This window comes from Janthinobacterium sp. NKUCC06_STL, assembly GCF_019345455.1.
Classification (GTDB): Bacteria; Pseudomonadota; Gammaproteobacteria; order Burkholderiales; family Burkholderiaceae_D; genus Janthinobacterium; species Janthinobacterium rivuli.
In genome coordinates, this window is the sequence record NZ_JAHKQY010000004.1 from 244,097 (window position 1) to 263,035 (window position 18,939).

The 18,939-nt window shown below is 50.4% G+C and carries 7 protein-coding genes and 5 pseudogenes; 5 read left to right on the top strand and 7 right to left on the bottom strand.

What is annotated here, in order from left to right:
- Nucleotides 1–50 precede the first annotated feature (50 nt).
- Nucleotides 51–655: pseudogene (locus KO539_RS16770) on the top strand (DDE-type integrase/transposase/recombinase); the annotation flags it as partial.
- A 65-nt stretch (nucleotides 656–720) separates the two neighbouring features.
- On the opposite strand, the gene KO539_RS30230 reads toward KO539_RS16770, so the two are convergent.
- Entirely contained in the window at nucleotides 721–1,917 is a 1,197-nt protein-coding gene (locus KO539_RS30230) for a Fic family protein (RefSeq protein ID WP_219310620.1), read from the bottom strand.
- A gap of 201 nt (nucleotides 1,918–2,118) precedes the next feature.
- A pseudogene (locus tag KO539_RS16780) lies at nucleotides 2,119–2,293 on the bottom strand (IS481 family transposase); the annotation flags it as partial.
- A gap of 504 nt (nucleotides 2,294–2,797) precedes the next feature.
- Between KO539_RS16780 and KO539_RS16785 the strand changes: the two are divergent.
- Nucleotides 2,798–3,571: an HNH endonuclease gene (locus KO539_RS16785; RefSeq protein ID WP_157814846.1), complete on the top strand. Its 774-nt coding sequence runs from the start codon at nucleotides 2,798–2,800 to the stop codon at nucleotides 3,569–3,571.
- A gap of 445 nt (nucleotides 3,572–4,016) precedes the next feature.
- Here the strand turns inward: KO539_RS16785 and KO539_RS16790 are convergent, their stop codons facing one another.
- Nucleotides 4,017–5,723, bottom strand: coding sequence for a type I restriction enzyme HsdR N-terminal domain-containing protein (locus KO539_RS16790; protein ID WP_219310621.1), 1,707 nt, complete (start codon nucleotides 5,721–5,723; stop codon nucleotides 4,017–4,019).
- Nucleotides 5,724–5,960: 237 nt separating this feature from the next.
- On the bottom strand, nucleotides 5,961–6,911 hold the full coding sequence (locus KO539_RS16795) for an IS481 family transposase (RefSeq protein ID WP_102295951.1): 951 nt from the start codon (nucleotides 6,909–6,911) through the stop codon (nucleotides 5,961–5,963).
- 185 nt (nucleotides 6,912–7,096) lie between these two features.
- Here KO539_RS16795 and KO539_RS16800 point away from each other — a divergent pair.
- Both KO539_RS16800 and KO539_RS16805 read left to right on the top strand, forming a co-directional pair.
- Nucleotides 7,097–7,336 (top strand): annotated as a pseudogene (locus tag KO539_RS16800) (IS5/IS1182 family transposase); the annotation flags it as partial.
- Between the two features lie 104 nt (nucleotides 7,337–7,440).
- A pseudogene (locus tag KO539_RS16805) lies at nucleotides 7,441–7,782 on the top strand (helix-turn-helix domain-containing protein); the annotation flags it as partial.
- Nucleotides 7,783–8,392: 610 nt separating this feature from the next.
- On the opposite strand, the gene KO539_RS16810 reads toward KO539_RS16805, so the two are convergent.
- Entirely contained in the window at nucleotides 8,393–9,106 is a 714-nt protein-coding gene (locus KO539_RS16810; protein WP_219310622.1) for a hypothetical protein, read from the bottom strand.
- Nucleotides 9,103–13,602: an AAA domain-containing protein gene (locus tag KO539_RS16815; RefSeq protein ID WP_219310623.1), complete on the bottom strand. Its 4,500-nt coding sequence runs from the start codon at nucleotides 13,600–13,602 to the stop codon at nucleotides 9,103–9,105. Before KO539_RS16815 ends, KO539_RS16810 begins: the two co-directional genes overlap by 4 nt.
- Before the next feature lie 783 nt (nucleotides 13,603–14,385).
- On the opposite strand from KO539_RS16815, the pseudogene KO539_RS30715 reads away from it, so the two are divergent.
- Nucleotides 14,386–14,557, top strand: a pseudogene (locus KO539_RS30715) (RNA-guided endonuclease TnpB family protein); the annotation flags it as partial.
- Nucleotides 14,558–14,702: 145 nt separating this feature from the next.
- Here the strand turns inward: KO539_RS30715 and KO539_RS16820 are convergent.
- On the bottom strand, nucleotides 14,703–18,665 hold the full coding sequence (locus KO539_RS16820) for a DUF4365 domain-containing protein (protein WP_219310624.1): 3,963 nt from the start codon (nucleotides 18,663–18,665) through the stop codon (nucleotides 14,703–14,705).
- Nucleotides 18,666–18,939 lie beyond the last annotated feature (274 nt).

The following is an 18,939-nucleotide window of genomic DNA, read 5'->3' on the forward strand; positions in this document are numbered from 1 at the left end:
GTTTTCCTTATATTGTCTCCATTGTAATCTGAGGCAGGTTGTTGTCGCCGTCATTCTTGTTGGGTAAGGCGCCCAAACGCCCAGTAAGCAGCCGCGTGCACAATGGCGTGGTGGCGGTGGACGAACCCAATCAGCGGTGGTGCTCGGACGGCTTCGAGATCGCCTGCGACAACGGCGAAGTGGTGACCGGTGTGTTCATGAAGGATTGCTGTGACCGCGAAATCATTGCTTGGCGCGCTTGGGCGGAACGTGGCATGCCTGGCGAACCCGTGCACGACATGCTGGTGGAAGCGGTCGAGGCAAGATTCGGCCAGGCCAGCGTCGGCTCGACCAGGCTGGAATTCTTGAGCGACAACGGCGGCGCCTATCGAGCCCATGAAACGCACGCGCTGGCGCGCGAGCTGGGCATCGAGCCGGTGCATACACCGGTATGCAGCCCGCAATCGAACGGCATGGCCGAGAGCTTCGTGAACACGTTCAAACGGGACTACGTCAGCCTGATGGACCGCAGCACGGCAGAAGTCGTGCTCGCCCAGTTGCAAGACGCTTTACGCATTTCAACGAGGTGCATCCTCATTCGTCGTTGAACTTGAAATCACCTCGCATGTACAGGAGGGAGCTGGCGCGCCGGGCTCAGGAAAGCGGCGCTAACTAAACGATTGGCTGTGTCTGGTTATATGGGGGCAAGATCATCGTAGAATTGGAAGGTTTCTAAGTATCTCATTCAGATTTCTGAAGATAACCAGCGTGCTTCACCGCTATTTCAACGAGGTGCTCAAAACGTTCAAATTTACCTTCATCCGCTTCGCGAAGTGCGAGGTAGTACTCTGCTCCATGATCCAGGACAGGGTCTTCAAGCAGGACCAGTAGTTCGCGAGCCTGGAGAGCAAGTATCGCCCTAGCGAGGCGGCCATTCCCGTCAATAAAGGGATGTATCCAAACCAATCGATGGAAGAAACGCGCGATAGAAGGAATCACCATGCCTGGATTTTCGAGCAGTCCTGAGTAATCGCGGTTCCAGTCATCGACGAGTACTTTTACTAGGCCCGCGACCTTATCCCAAGAAGGGCTTTCGATGCCGGGAGTCGGGGTACCGGTTGGGTCGACAAGCCAAACCTGAGTCTCGCGAAACTTGCCAGCTATTGCCGGATCAATCGCTTGGATCAACCGGTGCACATAACGAAGTAATGGAGCACTAAGATGGGTGCTAACAGCATCTTTTGGGTCTTCCAAGGCCCGCTTGAAGCTTGTGGCTGCAGCCGCCTCAAGCATTGCCCCTAGTGCGGTGTGCTCGCCCCGCACAGCACCAGCGACGACAGCGGCTGTGTCCCTTATAAGCGTTAGACCTTCCTGACCAAACCGGTCAATACGCCGAGCGAGAGAATCGATGGCCCGGGTTTGAACATTGAGAGCCTCTGTAAAGCTCTGGCCCGACGTCGCGAAGAAGGCAGCCTGCTCTTCATTGCTCATGGCCGCTCCCAAACGCCGAAGGCGGAGGCCGTATCCGGCCGGAGAGTCTAGCATTACGCGAAGACGCTCGAGGTGGTAAATCAGACAACGTTTGCGCTTGCCTGCTGCGATCTTTTCCAGCGTACTACGCTCGCTGACAGTCAACTGTTGGTTCGTTAAGAAAATAAAACCGTTTCTATGATGCTTGAGTGACTCTTCTAGGTCGGAAGTGAATTTCTTGGTGGTGGCTGAAAAAGTAATAGAATCGCGCGGGAAATGAACGGCAGCGACAAAGGAATTGCCTTCTTTGCTGCAGAGAATATCTTTCCCACCATCGGGGCCACCAAGTGGATGTTGAGGATCAACATCTTCAAACGCCTCTATCCGTAGTAAATCTGCACAAAGACGTTCAGCGTCTCCTGAGTCTTTTTCCCAATGTGACAACAAAATGGTGGTTGAAATATTCACTAATCCACGGCCCTTTCTGAATGATCGATAAACCTCTGCCGTAGCATACCACGGCCCGCAAACCAGCCAATAGGGCTAGACTGCCCTGTCGGCTTATCTTGTAGCCCATTACTAAGATTCTGTACAAACTCGAAAAGCGACTATTAATGCTTCGAAAATTTGGAACTTTGGAACTTTGGAGCTTAAAGGATTTAATATACATTAAATGTCCAGTCCCGTTTCATCATAAACGCGCTTCACGAATAGCTCCGGCTTCTTTTGCTGCCATTCTTTGAGCGCCTGGATGGGTGTTTTTTGCACCGATGACTCGTTGTGGAATGTGGTGGTTGTAAAGCTTTAAATAGTTGAACAAGGTCGTCTCCAGATCGGCCTGGCTATCGCCACCAGAGTTGATGGCTGCAGCGACTTGATTCTGACAGATGGCTTTCCCCCCAAGCGGACTTTCGCACAAGCATGTGACAATGTGTGAGTTTTTCGATTGGCAACTTGTTATGCTCTTGGGCGGTTAACGGCTGCGGACTCACTCGATCAACGCAACACTTTAACTTAAATGCATCATTGTAGAACGGAAATAATACGAAAGACGATTCGAATCGATTGCGCCGCGCCCCGCGAATCCTAAGATTAACGTCACAAGGCGTTTTGCTATGGGAAGGCACGGAACAGGGCCAGGCTAAGACGAGGAATATGATCGCACGAAACTAAATAACTGCACAACCAGCGGATCATTTAATTTTTTCACTCAGAATAACCCAAAAGAACGATATCAACTATCTGAATTTTTCAATATCGAAAATTAATAAATCTCAAAAAAACATAGTAGAATCGTATTTTTATCTTTGATTGACTTATTTCAATAAAATCTTGAGAGGAAATTTAATTGCTACCAGATACCTACACCATTAATACTGATCAGGTGACAAATCCCGGCGAAAGTCTGCATAATAGATGGTTGGAGCGTGGGATTGCTGTACTTAGTAGGGACGAAGACGACCTTGAAAAACTTGCTCAACCAGCTATTGGCGCAATAGTTTTGATGTGGGAAAACGGAATCGGAGGGGTTGCCGCAGGAAAATTTTCTGATAATGATGTACTGAGAGTCACTCGCACTGAGGACATAGTAAGCAAAAAGGAAGTCCGAGAGTTTCACCGAAAAGTAGATTGGTATGCCGATTTGAGGAAAAATCCGATCACAGCTACGGAATTTAGCAAGCTTCATGGAACAGATCCCAATGGGCGACTTCGGCGCTTCAATAAAGGAAAAGAAGAAATATTGGAATTAATAGAAACGCGTTCTCGTGATATTGAAAAAGAGCAATTAGAAACTAGGGCTGCCAAGTTCGCAGAAGTCCAAGTACGGCCTGATCAACAAGCATTTAGTAAGAGTGTTTTTATTGCGTGTGAAGGCCGTTGCATTGTAAGTGGCTGCAAAATTAGACAAGTTTTGGACGCAGCGCATAAAACTGGAAGAAATTGGCGTTCTGGACAAAATAGTGCAGGCGATGGTTTCATGATTAGGAAAGACTTACATGCGCTGTACGATAATAATTTGCTGTGGTTCGACGAAGACTGCAAGGTAAGACTAGCAACAAACGTTTATCCCGACTATGCACAGTATGAAGGCGTTCAGATATCTCCAGCGCATTGCCAGTAAACAAAGTGCCCGACACCACTTCTGAATGTATCGCTGGTAAATGAGTCTGCAGGTAAGCAAAAAGACAACGTGAAAAAATATCGCCCCTGCGTTCGTCGCGGATCGTTAACGTAAGATCACCCGGACCAGGGATAGGAGGGGCAGTGACGGCGCGTACGCCACCGCTTCAACAACAAGTTGCTCCCAATACTTCTAAAAGCCGCATTTCAAACGACTTGCGAGTGTCTAGTGAATTCGTGGCAATTTACTTTGACCTCGGCGATGGAACCCAGGCGGATCAGGATTTGTAGCAAGTGGAGCCGGTCGGACAGGTCGGCGTTCATGCAATGCATGTTGCCGATGTCCGCGTACGGATGCTCGCGGGGGCAGGTTGATATGACGAATACTAACTAAGAATTTCCACATAACCAATACTGCTAAAAGTGGGTGATATTTATTTGACGAATTAAATGAAAACGCGATAGCTGCTAGAAAGGTTCTGAAGTATATTGATATCACCGAAAAAGAACCGATCAGCTATTTCTTGAGTGCTCGGTCTATTACTGGGGGGGGCGTCAAAATCTACGGTTTTGCCCAATAGTTCATGTGCGATAAATGATCCATATTGTGCAATTTTTCGTATTTCCGCAGCATGATTCTCTATTGTGTATTGCTTCCATTTTTGAGATGAATTTATCATGCAAAGACAGAGATGGCCAAGATTGTCGTATGATATATATGCAATTTCGCTAGGAAATGCCTCGGGAATGTTTGTTGCATTTAGGGCTGATATATATTCACTTCCGTCTCCCAATTTTTCCTTCTCTAATCGCCAGCTATTTTTGGTGAGCTCTCTAGCCTTTTTTGAGTTGAAATTGTTGCGATCATCCGTACACTGAGAAATCATGTTCTTTGTCATGGTGTATGTCACATTGTCTAAAATTTGACCTCTATGAATATCTGGTGAGGATGTTAGTTGGTACCATGATAATTCGTCAAAATTATGTCGAAATAAAGCATGCTGAAGTTTCCCTATTTCATTTATATTTGATATTCTAACAAGCATTTGTTTGGCATAACGCCTAACAGATGCAGCATATAGATTTATATATTGACGATCAGGATTGCTAGAGAACCCATTTAAACAGTGAGCAATCAGTTTCTTGATTCCCATGGCTGTGGTGGGTCGATCTGCGCTTTCGTCTCGAAGATATGTCGGGAGCCAGTTTATTTCTTGACCTGAATAATCTAATGCGAAGAGGAAATGTAGGGCTCCAGCCCAATAATAGTCATTTGTTGCTGATGGGATATCAGGAAAAATTTTATAAATAACGTCGAAGCTATTTTTTTTGCAATGTTCGACAAGTGTTTTTGATATTGTGTTGATTTCTTCAATGGTATGGTTGATTGGAAGATGTATGTTTATTAGGTCGCAATAGTGAAGTTTTGATAAATAATTTATATGCTCGGAAGAATTGAAGTTTGCAGATTTGTTCTGGTAGTTTCGGACCACGACATCTCTTTTTTGATCGAGTCTTCCAGAAATAAGCTCCTGAAACTCGGAAAGCCTATCCATGTTTGTCTCGCAATCAAATACCTTATCCAATAATCGAAGAATTCGTCTTTTTTCGAAAAACCATACCTGCCAAGGCGAAAGTATTTTTCTTAATTTATCAAATTCTTCTACCAAATTCACTATTTCTATCTCCAAAATTGGAGCTTCTAGACTTTCTTCTCTATCAAAAACATGAAGTATTCTTCCATCGCTAATAACTAAAAGTGCGGCATTTATTTCGGGATGCGAAGCATAAACAAGGGCTTGATGTATTTCATCTTTCGAAAATTTCTTTACTTTCCTTTTTACTTTTTTTGCCTCTATCACCCAAAAATTTTCCCGCATTAAAATCATGTTGTAGTCGATTGATAATGCTTTCCCCATGACCTTTAACGTTTTTTCACGCTCAATTGAGAAATATGTACCTTTCTTATATCCCAGTGCCCGAACAATTGGATCAATGACAGTTGCCCTAACATCTGCTTCAGAGTAATTTGCAACATCAAGTCGTTCAATCTCTCGCAAACGGTTTAATTCTTCATCTGCCAGTGGGGCGAGAGCTTTTGAAGTGAGCAATAATTGCTCTAGGGATAAATTTTGTGGGTATGATTTGGTCATTCTCGTATCTTTGATTTAGGGAGGATTGCCGTAAATTACAGAAAGTTTCCTTTCGTGATAAGTATTTGAGGGGCACGGTATGCATTTTTTACAAACGAAACATATCTTGCTGCTATAGCCTGCTACGAGTCGAAAAATGGCGAAATATTGCACATATTTTAACTGTGAACTTTGCCGTTAGAGTAAGTTAGAGTCGCGCAACGTAGCGCAGCATGGATGGTCGCACGAGCGTGCGGTCTAGGTGTGAAGTTGCAAGAGGTTATTCTGGCCGGATCTGAGCCGTGACATTGGGGCCTTGCCAGCAATGCCCTGATGCGGCCGGTGCCAGTTGTAGTGATGGTTCCATTCTTTGAGCATGTTGGCCCGCTCCAGTGAGTTGTTATAAACAAAGCCGTAAGCCCATTCGCGCAAGGCTGACTGGATGAAGCGTTCGGCCTTGCCATTGGTCTGTGGCCGATAGGGCCGTGTAAAGCGGTGCTTCAATGCTATCTGGCTACAAGTGGCCTTGAATGACTTGGAGCGAAAGGCTGAGCCGTTATCGGTCAACAACGCTTTGGGGCGCACCCCGAGTGAGCAGAAATAGGCGTGGGTATTGGCGAGGAATCGGTTGGCATTCTCCTGGGTTTCGTCAGGATAGAGCTCCGTGAAGGCGATGCGGGCATGGTCGTCAATGGCGATAAACAAGACTTCCCAGCCGGCGCCGCGCGTACGGTCTCGCCGGTCTCCCGTCGCACGATGGCCGGTGGTTTCAATACGCCCGAGCTTCTTGGTATCGATATGAATCAGGTCGCCTGGTTCTGCATGCTCGTAGCGCTGCACCGGTTCGACGGGATCGAGATCGCTCAGTTTGGACAAGCCGGCACGCGCCAGCACACGGCTTACCGTGGCCTTCGATATCTGCAGGTACTGGGCAATCCTTGCCTGTGTCATGCGCTTCTTGCGTAGCTCGACAACCGTCAGTGCCTTGCCCGCGTCGAGTGCCAAAGGACTATGCAGCGGACGCGACGATCGATCCATCAAGCCCTCTCGCCCCTCGGCAAGGAAGCGCCCCAGCCATTTGCGCACGGTTGCTTCGCTCACGGCGTAGCGGGTAGCGGCCTGGCAGCTCGGCAGGCGGTTAAGCAGGACGTCTTCGACCATCTCGACTCGACGAATCAGCGTTAATCGGGCATTCTTATGGATGTTCATTCGGTTGGTTTCCTTGAGAACTGGGGGTTTGGCGATTTCCAGTGTCTCAAATCCAATCCGAATGAACCACAACAACCTATTGAAACATCACATCTAGGGAAGCACTGATTAATTCATCGCGGTCCGTTCCCCTGCGGTAGGCCGACCTGAGACAATAACGCTACGTTCACCCGATGTGATCCGTCATGCAAAAGACCTTCTCCGACCTTGAATACGCCGCCAAGAAAAAGCTGACGCGGCGCGACCGCTTCCTGGCCAAGATCGACAGTGTGACGCCGTGGAGCAAGTTGCATAAAGAGATCGAGCCGTTCTAGCCGAAGGTCGAGGGCGTTGGTCACCCGCCGATCGGGTTGGCGCGCATGCTGCGCATGTACGTGGCCCAGCAACGCTTTGGTACCTCGAACGAAGCCATTGAGGGCGCGGTGTTGATTTGCACCGAAAACTGACCCACTTAGCCGCATAATTTGCATCGAAAATTGACCCACGTTTAGCACACAATCCTACTTATCTGAATGAGTAGGGGATCGGAGTGATTGACGTGGCATTACTAGGAATTATTAGGCGCTGGCATCTTCGCGACCAAGTCTCATTGAGGGAAATCGCGAAGCGCCTCGGCATTTCGCGCAACACCGTCCGGCGCTATCTGCGCTCGGAGACAACCGAGCCCGCCTATGCGGAGCGCCAATCGGCCAGCGCCATCGACCCATACGCTTTTCACCTCGCAGGCTGGCTCAAGACCGAGGCGGCCAAATCACGCAAGCAACGGCGCAGCCTAAAACAGCTTCACGAGGATCTAACGGAATTGGGGTTCAAGGGGTCTTACGACCGAGTGGCGGCGTTCGCCAGGCAATGGAGGGAGGGTCAAACAGAGTGGGTCAATTCGGCGCGCAAAAGAACACTTCAGTCAAATAATCCAAGATATTCGCTAATCGGCTTTACAGTCACGTTCTTGGTGGCCTTTTGCCACCGATTACCTATAGGAGATAACTTTGAAAATCACATTTAGCTGGACGCAACTCCCAATTTCCGATGAGACGAAAGCAGCGACAGAGGACACCATTTGTGCAGATATCTCGACTGTACATTGTCCCTTTCGGCAATGCCACAACGGAGCACTGAGGATCGAACTTGTACCAGCCGGCCCGTACCACGATGATCTTCTTGGAAGCATTATGTGTACATGTGGAGCCCTCGTAGCTGTATTGACAGGGAAGGTTGACGGGTCGCGGATCGACTACAGTGCCCCCTTGCCGCAATCCTTCGCGTACTCGCTCACCACTAGCCGTGTTTAGTTTTACATTAGATATCAGAAAGGACAACCGGACGGCTGCCTCTCTTGCGACTTGCAAAAAAATGACGTGCAAACCTGCAGTTGGATGTGTAACTAGGCAGCTGGCTGTGCGTGTAAGTCGTTGCTACGCTCATTTCGACGGGGCGTGACCGTTACCATACAAATCATCGCCGCGGGCCCTAACGGTTGGCTACCTTTTGCTTTGCATATGCTTGGCTAACAAGACATAAGCATCAGCAATGCCTTTCAAGGCCACTTGTGCGTGGTCCTTTTCGACACCCGAACCAGGCCGATATTGGAAAACTAATCTCTGCCGTGCCCCTTCAATTTCGCTCCAGGATGCCTCGATAGAAACGCCAAACAGCGCAAACGCTTGTTCTAAGTTGGAACCCAATTGGGAAGTCTCAGTAGCAGAAGGCAGCCGCTGATCTACCTGGGAGGGCAGAATAAGAGGTAATGCTGACGACACGCTTACTGTTTCAGAAGTGTCGATCGCAGCGTCGGAAGTCCGTTGTGATGCCAATGGTGTACTGGTGTTTGTTGTCACATCCGTGTCCGTAGCAGACACCTGCCGACCATTTGTAGCTAGCATCTCTAGCAGCTTCTGTGCTTTAGGGGAATTCCTAGTCCCAAGGACCTCAACCAATGCTGCTCTTACATTGGCATCATGTAGATGCGAAACTGTAAGCATTTCCAGCTCAGGTAAAAGAAGAGATTGAAACGCACGCGGCGACGGATTGCTGGCAATGACCGCTAGAACCCGCTTGCAGAGTGCAACGGCCTTCGGCGTAGTTCGGTGCCTGAGCTCTTTCACAAGCTCCAAAGCAACAACGGTAGCGCCATTCGACGCATCAAGTTTATCGCACAGCTCCACAATCGAAAGATTCAACAATGGCCGGCTCATGCAACCTCCGAACTTTCCCCATCTGCATGCAATTCGATTACTTGCTCGGGCACGATAGTTGCCGAAGGATCGATGATGCGTTTCTCGACATATCTCGTGTTATCCACGGACTCCGCACCGATCGCGTCAATCCCCATCTTGGCCAACGTCGCAAACAAATCTCCAAGTACCTCGTCTTTTCTCATGTAATAACTGGAGGCAAAGCAACGCCAGAAAGTCCAGCCTGCGCGCTCAAGTACCCGTTGACGCGTCATATCATCCAGCCACTGGCCAGGACCATGGAAGCGGTCTCCGTCCAGCTCAATAGCAAGACGCCGGTCTTCTGCACCCTCCACCACAAAGTCGATTTTGTATCCACCGACCTTCACCTGGGGTTTTACGCGATATCCTTTGGTGGTCAGTATGTCGTACACCTCACGCTCAAAGCCTGAGTCGCACAAGTCCCTCAGATTACTGACAAGATGAGCATCCTGCGTGAACGGGGAGGAAAAATGGCGGATGAGCTTAGAGCGAAGGTCGTCTGACTTCATGTCAGCATCATCGACCGAGCGGAAAAGCATCATGCGTTCCCGAGCCCGTGATGCTGCAACGTTATAGCGCTGCTCGAAAGTTGCAGCACTACTTGTTGCCTTGTCGCCCTTGGCTGAGACCATGGACACCAGCATAATATCTCGTTCGCCCCCCTGAAATGTCGGTGGAGTACCCACCATGATGTGGCGTTCCAGAATATCGTTCATTGGGATGCGTTGATGCAACAACCCGTGGATATGTGCCGCTTGCGTGGTTCCCTGCAACGTCACAACACCAATAGTGCGTCCAACCAAGGTTGGGTCTGCAATGATGCACTCGATTTCGTCGATGATGGCATCTGCTTCAGGCGGGTTAATATCGCCTTTGCGGTATCCGCTTTTGACGTAAACATCAATTAGGGGCGGATCGAGACGCTGGGAGCGGCTTGGTATACGCAGAGGCCGAATCTCGTTTTGATAGAACTCTCGGTTCGAAAATTCAATAATGGCCGGGACACAGCGGAAGTGCTCCTTCAGCATGGTTGAATTGCCGGCAAAAACAACGCGAGCCAGATCATAAATAGATTTGTCTGGCGTCATCTCGGAGCCATGCGGCTGCTTGGCCAGGAACCGATGATGCAAATCTTTGATTTTTTCCTCTGCCATCCCGACTGCGCCAGGTGACACCTGCTTATGATCTCCTACGATAAGGAGTTTCTTTCCACGTAGGAGAACTGGGAATGCCCAGATATCTGATTGAGACGACTCATCCACGATGACCAGATCAAACAATCCCAATTCGGCGGGAATACTTTCCGAAACACGCCATTGCGGCATGACCCAGCATGGGACGGCCGAGTACGCGCGAGTCATGGCCTCACGTGCATTGCGACGGTGGCGAATCGCGCGAATCCCGGTACCGCGACCCACGGACTGAATGGAGTTGAGATATTGCTGTAATGCTTGCTGCACCGACTCAGGGGAGTTGTTGTACACCCCCAGCCAGGTCTTCGCAGAAATCAGCTCCTTATATGCAGTACTCAGCGATCGTTCGGTTTCATGCCGCTGTTCCTGCAGTTTTTTGAGCTTCTCATGTACGTCAATACTGTCCAGGAATGTCCTTGCACAGCGCCAATACCAAGCCTCGAGCCAATTTGTCGGCGTCACAGGATCTATTTCACCAAGCGCAGGTTCCAAACGCAGGCGTGCCGCCCACTTCGGTGCGCCAGAATTCTCAACTCGGCTTGCAACTTGGCTCACCGTATCGAGTTTATCTCGCAGGCTCAACACGTGACGCAACTCGGATAATTTTTCGGTCCATTCCAACCCAATGTATTCAGGTGTACGCGCCGCATTGCCGACTTCATGACGCAGAAATGCGCTCATCGCAATCACAATAGCTCCGCTCTTGTGTTCGAGCTTCGCCTGGAATCCCGCCACACGGGAGCCGGCATAGTTCAAGCGGTTCTTGTCAAAGTGCTCACTGAGACTCGCAAGCAACTGCCCAATTTCTGCAATAGTGGCTGCGGGGACCCGTCGGCCAAACACTGCTTCAACCTGAGCAGGCAAGGCGACTTCATAGGCCTGAACGAACTCGCGGAGCCGCCCGATTTTCGTTGCAATGTCAGTCAACTGGCGCAGTGAATGGGTACCGGTTTCAACGTGTGGTAAATCGTACTCTTCAGCAACGGCATTCCAGCGCGCCACTAACTGGCGCACATCCTTACGAAGCTCGCACGTAGCGGCAACAGCTTGCCATGCCTGCTTGTTGGCGGCTCTTTCTCCAGAAACAGTCACCGTATTAATGATTTCCCGGGCCTCCTTCTTACCAAATGGAAGCGAAAAAGGACTCCTTCCTTGAGTCAGGCGCCCCAATGCATCGATAAAGTCTTCATGCAATTCCGCGTTCGCAGCAAGTTCAACCGGCGCCCTCATCAAATTCCTGCGGCAAGCTTCCAATTCATCGACAACAGACAAAAGTTCATTCAATTGCAACAAGACGACGTCTGGCTGTATCGAAGCGTATGCTTTTGACAATTTCGAAACCCAAGAGTGCCCATAGTCCGCCACTTCGCGTTGGAGCGTCAGGTAAGCTTCCAAGAACGGCGCAAGCGATTCGGCCTTTTGGAATGTCTCCAACGTAGCGTCGACCAACGGCAACGTGTCTCCCGCTTTGACCTTGGATTCAATCTGGCGTGCACGCACCAGATCGTTGTGCAACGTCGCTAGCTCAGGACCGAAACAAAAGTCCTCTGCGGCTGGTAGCTTGGCCGACAAATAGGCAATATCTTTTTTCAGTGATACGCGTGCAGTATGTGCCGCGGCAATATCGCTTTCTGCAAAGGGCACATTGCCGTGTCGTCCAGCATCCAGGACGTCATCGAGCCAACTATAGATCTCCTCGTTATCCAGAACAAAATGCGCTAAATCGGGAGGATTCATCTCTTTGCCATGCAAGATGAACTTGCTCATATGCTGGCGTGCGAACTCTGCAATGTTTGTGTCAATGGCAACTAGCTGCCGGTGCATCTCGTCCAAATGCCGCTCGGAGTTGCTAATTTCCTGGGCCACTCTTGCTGGCTGCAAAGCGCTTACCCGAGTTGCTATCTCCTGAATGGAGGCCTCAAACTGCTTCATGCCAGCCTTGTCTTCGGAGAGAAGCGCGACGCAAAGGGGCCGAATTGACTCCGGAAGCTTTTCCTGAACCACTGAAAGAGCAGCTTCGCCCTTGGATGTCACGAGGACACGTTTGCCTTGCGCCAGGTAATGGCTGATGATATTGGCGATCGTGTGCGTTTTGCCAGTTCCAGGCGGACCTTGGACGACAGAGCCATTCCCAGTCTCCAATTGCTGAACGATGGCTACCTGTTCATCATTATAGGGAAGCGGAAAATATAGCTCGCGAACGCCCTCAGCGGAACTGCTCGAGGAAAGGCCGCGAAACACAATTTTTGCCGGCGCCTTTACTTCAGTGCTACCCCGCTCTACGAAGCTGCGGATGACGTCAGGCACCACTGCGCTACCTTCCAACATGGAAATCAGGCGCTCAATGTCTTGCAACAAAATATGCTCAGAGCGCTTACGGGCATAAAACACCCATGTGTCTGTGACGCAAAGACTCTCGCTTGCCTCGGGCATACTCCGATCTTCAGGCGTGGTGTAACGGCCGTTGGCATCAAGATTAGCCACGGCATTTTTCAGCACGCGGTCAAAGGTATTCGAGTCGTATGGGGTAATGCTGTTCGCCGAAGCCGTTTGGTCAGCCTTCCAGAAACCCATTACGGCAGGAACGCCGCTATTCTCAATCTCGGCGTAGCAGTCCAACTCCAAGCGCGGCTCCGTGTCACGTGGCCGCACCTCAAGTGCATAATTACGGTCATTCAAGGTCAGGTCACACAATTGTGTGATGAGAGGATGCTTAATTGTTTTGGCCTTCCCCTCCGGCTTCCAAATGGTGTGACCAATGCCCCACACAAGCTCGATGGGGGTTTCTGCACCCTCGGTAGTCATATGCTGCTGGAGCGAAAAGAGTTTGGCGTAGATAACCATGGTCTTACGCCGCTCACGTTCCACGATGGCCCAGGGCGTCCAGAGGTGTTCAACATACCATTCAAAAAGCTCTTTGATCTCAGGGAAGTTGACCAATTTCAAAGACGCCGCCTCTGAGTCCGCCTTCTTGGAGGTCTTAATCATTACCTCTTTGCGAAGCTCTGGCTCTTTGGTTGGCAACTTCGAAAGAATTAGCCAGCTCATCAGCTCTTCCTGAGGCGGAGGCGGATTGACTTCCATCAGCCGCGGAACGCGCAGCCACACATCGTCTCCATCTTCGACCTGATTGAATTCGAGTCCGGGAATTGCCCGCATCTCCGATTCAAGCACCGCAAAATATTCAGTTGGAACCACAATGGGAGCAGATTTGGTAAGTGTCTCAACGTGTTTGATGTAATCAAGCACCTCGATTACTGCCGCATTTTTAGTTATAGTCATCAATTAAATACTTTTTATCATCAATGAAATCGCGCGCTGGCCGGTGGCCAGCAACTGATCAACATCTTTTAGGTGAAAATTTCCAGCCATAGCGAGACCGGAGCGCTATGCCGTTAATGCGTTTTTGATGACACCTGTACTACATCTGCTCATCTTTGAAGCGAGCTGATGCCATTGTAACTTGCGCTTGCCAAGCGGATAAACTGACTTTGATACTTAATGAAAAAAAATGCACTCTGAATCGCCACGAGTTCGCTAGACGCTCTTCAGACGCTCAAAATACTGCTTTTCGCAATTGAGCGGGCTGGGAGGCTCATGATGAGCAGTCCACCACCAGCGTGCAAAGTCCCCGATCTGGCCCAGCACACGAAGCAGATGACGGGCCAGTTTTTCGTAGCCAACTGTGCCGCCACAGCGCGCAAAAGCAGGCGCTCTGCTGCTGCTTCGGTCAGCTATGCCATCCTTCGCAGGCAGTCATATGTAGGGAAGGTCAGCTTTTGCTTGAGCGCGGCAAGAGTCTCTACAGGGCAGGGAGGATACCTGTCATCCGAGGCCTTCGCCACATCGGCGAATGACTGGGAGTTGATCGGCCGACCGCGTTGCACGATCTGCTCGGCAACACGGCCGATCCGCATGGGTGACGCAACAGTTACCGAAGCAGTCTCAGGGTAATAGTCAACAGCCGGCCACGCCGGCGCCGTGGACCTGATCGACCATCTGCCGGCGCCGCTGCAAGGTCGACTAGCAACGCAGCACCTGGCCGCGATGTAGGCGGCACCAGGTTCCTCAGTTGGTTCATGCGGGCAACCGGGCAAGAAGGTGCGCCAAAAGTCGGGGCTGCACCGTGCCATTCTCGATCAGAGGTGGAGCGAGTTCAGGCGGCAATTCGTGTACCAGATGGAATGGCGGCATGTTACTGGCCACGCCACCGTACCACACCAGCCAGGCGTGTCCGGTTTAGGCGGCAGTGGGACGGGAACGGCGCGTGCGCCACCGTTTCAACAACAAGCTGCTCCCAATCCCACAAAAATCCGCATTTCAAACTACTTGCGAGTGTCTAGTGAATTCGTAGCGATTCAAATCAGAGTAAGGCCAAAGCATTAACGTTCTCTAACTGCCCTTAATGCTGCGTCTTGCGCTGCTTGTGAGTATCCGCGGACAAATGCTGCCTCTTCGCTGGTTTCTGGGGTGAATGCGGAACCTATTCTGATCCGAAGCCGTTTGCTTCCCTCTAAACGATTTATCAAATCCATTTCCGAACTTATGTATCCTAAGGAAATTGTTGCGTCCTTCTCTTTGCCTTCGTCCATCTTGTCCCCGTGTTCCATTTCGACGAGTGCAAAGTAGACTCTCCGAAGCTGCATGGAAAAACTCAAACTGTTTTCAGCCAACTGCATTGCCGTCAAGGCCACCACTAAGGCAATGTTTTCGATGGAGCTTACACACTCAGCTCGTAGCTTGGACTTCGCGCACCAGATATCCATTGCCGCCGCCATTTTATTCAATGAAGTATCTGAGTTTTGAATAATGTGCGACAACAGCAGGGTAGCAGCCGTCAGGCTTTCTTGAAACGATCTCGACGGGTCCCAAATGCCATTGAGCACGGCCATCGCGTTGGAGTCAGTGCGCAGGACTTTAGAGGCTTCGGTCGGCGAGCTGACTTGATCTAACGATGCAGGGAGGGCATACGCGATAAACCTTGGCTCGATGCACACCCCGACCTTCCAAGTGAATAGCATCGCAATTTTCCGTGCCGCATCGCTTATCTCAAGCGCCCCCGAATCGACGAGGGCGCTAATGATGTCTAAAGTGCAGAGCTCCGCTACCTCGGGACGACCTTCGCTGCAATAGATGCGAAAGAATAGGTCGTCGGAGTAGAGCTGAAATTCCTCCTTCTGTACTATCGCCTTGACTTCTTCCGATGCCCAATGCGGATAGTGCTTTTCAGCGAGCTTGACGGCATGCGGCTGCTGGATTCTCTCAAAATTCGCCCGCAGAACTTGAAGCAACGTAGCGCACTTCTCCTGCGAGACTCCGCCGGCAAGTTGAGTTGCTAGCTTTGAGATTTCGTGGATAGTCGCTTGGGAAATCGCGATCTTTGGAAAAATTTCAAACAGATGCTCGAACAGGCCCAGGTTATGAGTGACGAGGAGAGCCGTGAAGTCGAGCAACGGTATTCTTTTTTGCATGTCCGTTATAGGAACGGCTTTCCATTCAGGCTGAGCCATGACGAGCTGATATTGTCGCTCCTCGTGCTTTGAGCGTTTTCCAATTTCCCAGAGCGATGGGAGGTCGCTGATACTTCCTAGGATGTGCTGGGGACGCCAAGCGTAAGGAATCGGTATCTCTCCGCGTTGCAGCTCGCGCGCGAGCTTCGTTTGCTGGTTGATGCGATCTTGGTTGAACAGGTCATATCCCAGGAAATTCTTGATCGCCTGCATAACCTCTTCCCCAGTGGCGTTCTTGGAAAGCTCGCCCCTGCGAATGATGTTCGACTTTGGAAATCGCTCAAAGAAGTGGTCATATCGCATGTTCAACTGTTCGTCGTCTGTTTTTTCAGGCTGTTGTGGCCTCACCAATCTGGCCCTGAGAATCATAGCCAAAAACATGCCTTCTTCGACCTCATCCTCTTGATCGCAAAGAGTCCCATATCTGATGGCAAAGTCGAAGGAGCGGGGATCGGAAGGATCTGCCATGTGGATAAGATTGAACAGCAGACGCAAGCTGTCGAGCTTTTGTTCCTTTCTTTCCGCAGTCGACAGAATGGAAGACACGGTCGCCACGGCCTCTTGCCAAAAGCCGCAACGGACGACGATGTTGATGTAAGTGTTAATGGCCAAAGGATCGGAAATGCCTTGGGCAATTAGTGCCTTCAAAGCGTCCAATGCCATGGACGTGTGCCCTAGTTTTTCAAGAGCAAGAGCTTTAAATGCGGCCAAGCGCGAGTTTTCTGAAAACCGTCGCTGGGCATCAGCGCAGAGATCGTGGAGTTCTTGCCATTCGCCTAAAGTTGTGAAGGCCCGAGCGAGCAATAGGGCCATGCGAAGATTGATCAGCGATGCTGATTTCAGCCGGCTGGCCACTTCTTTGCATTTTTGTGCCTCCGCCTGAGACGTTGGATTGAGAATCGCAGTGAGCTGTTGCGCTATCGCTATCGGCTGGCCGAGCTCTTCATATCTTTCCCATAGTATTCCGGATGCCTCCTCGCTTGCCAAGGAATTGTCCTCCACAGCTGAAAAATACTCGGCAAGTGCGGCGTATGGTTGCAAATTCTCGCGACTGTTTAGGATTGAAATCCATTCATCTCGCTGACTGATTTTGACGATGCGGTAGGCTGAGAGGGAGGCCATCGCAGCGGCTTCTCCAAATGATGGCAAATCCATATTCATACGAGGATGTAGCTGCTCGAAGAGTGCTACGCACTCTTCGTCGCGTTTCAAATTGTGAAGCAAAGTGACGCGATGGCTTGAGACGAGGTCGTCGAAAGGCAGCCGCTCATTTGCTTCCAATGCCAATTTTAGGTCTCCGCAATGAACGGCGACCACCTCAAGTGCTCTTTGAAGACTAGTCAAATGAGGTCTCGCGCTGCTCGCGCTTTTAATGAGTGGTAATGCCTCTTTTTGTTTGCCAAGCATGATGGCGGATGAACTCCAAATGTCTGCTAAATAGTCGATGTTTGGAGGCCACCCGACACGCTGAAATTCTTTGACCGTAGTCTGGATGTCTTCCCAAACCTGTGCGAGTAGATCAACATTGGCCTTTGCTGGTCCTGAGGGAGGTAGTTGGATGTCATAGTCGCTGGAAACCAAATTGAGGGCCAAGCTGAACCGAGCCCTGGCGCGCAGCATCAAAAAAAGCTGTCGGCCATATTTGATGGTCCCACTTTGTTGAATGCCTTGTTCGCACACGTCGAGCGTCTGCTCGAAGTTGCTCTGCATGCAATTAATGATGGCCTTCGCCATCGAGCTTTCGACGCCATGGAAAGAGTTCGCGCATTCCATGGCTTCGGCAAACTTTCTCTCGGCGGCGAGGACACGCGCGCGCATACCAAGCGTCGTTGGGCTTGTATCTGTCAACCTCTGCAAGACGTGTGAAAAGTCTGCTGGAGCGTCGGGAGCTTCATCCTCTTTGTAGCTCAGTCGAATTTCGCTTTCTGCCCAAGAGACTATATGTCTCGGTGAGCCGTTCTGTTCAATTGACTTGGCATAGGCGCTGTGAGCCGATTCTTCGTCGCCTTTCAATTGGAAGAGTTGTCCACGCAAGTGCCAGTAGTCTGACTGCTCTAGAGGCAACGCGGTTGGCAGCATCTTTTCGGCGGCGTCAAGCGCCGAACTCGCACCGGCCGCATCTCCGTCTTTCAGGTGATGATCCGCCTCCTTGAAATGCCATGGCATTGTTCCAGCCTTCGGGCTCGGCCATGACTCCTCAGGACTTTCAGTCATCACCTCAAAAAAACTGCTACCGCGCTCGGCGAAATGTGCTGGAATGTTTTCAATTAAGATAGCCCGCTCGTCGTTGCTCAGATCGGGGCGCTTCTCCTCCATCGAAACATCTAGTGCTTGCCCGACTCGGCCAAGCTTGAGCATGCGCTCCACTTCGCTGGACAGATTGCTCGAATTGGTAAGCTGATTTGCTACGGGAACACGTAGGGTCACGCTGTCCTTGTCCAGGCTAACTCGAAACAACTCTTCATGTATCCAGACGTAATAGAGAAGACAATTCTTGGGGACTTCGGGGGAGACGGTGAGATCGGCGAGGATCAAAATCACAGGCTCGTTGGTTTTTCTGTAGAGGTTGATCGTGCTGGTTGCTAGGGAGATCGAGTAGTACTCACCGCTTGCATTGAGTTTCGGATGCAGGGTTCCTTTTAGCTGGGCCCTAAAAATATTGCGTGCACATCCAGCGCGAAGATCTTGAATCTGATAGTCGAAGCCAAAATCCTCCGTTCCAGCCAACTCAGTTTCGGCCCAATCAGTCGGCATGTTCGCGACGAAGCATTTCTTAGCTAGCATGCCGATCCTTTGGGACTCGCTGACCTCTGGAAGATTTTCTTGTTGCGACACGGTTGTCTCCAAATTGCAAGTTGGATTATGAAGCCCGCTACGAATTCGAGCAGGTCCTTGACAAAATAGTTTGTTGCCAAGAGTATCATCTTGATGCTATTTGTTATTTTTTCAAGATAGACTTTGCACCGTTTAGGCCATAAATAAGGAATCCGCAGTGAGCAAGAGAGAAAAATCCCGGGCCCGCACAGTCGCCGATCCTATCGATGCTTTTGGGGCTGTGTACCAGCCTCGGACTGAAGGCGAAGCGTTCTCCGAACTTGCGACGCTGTGC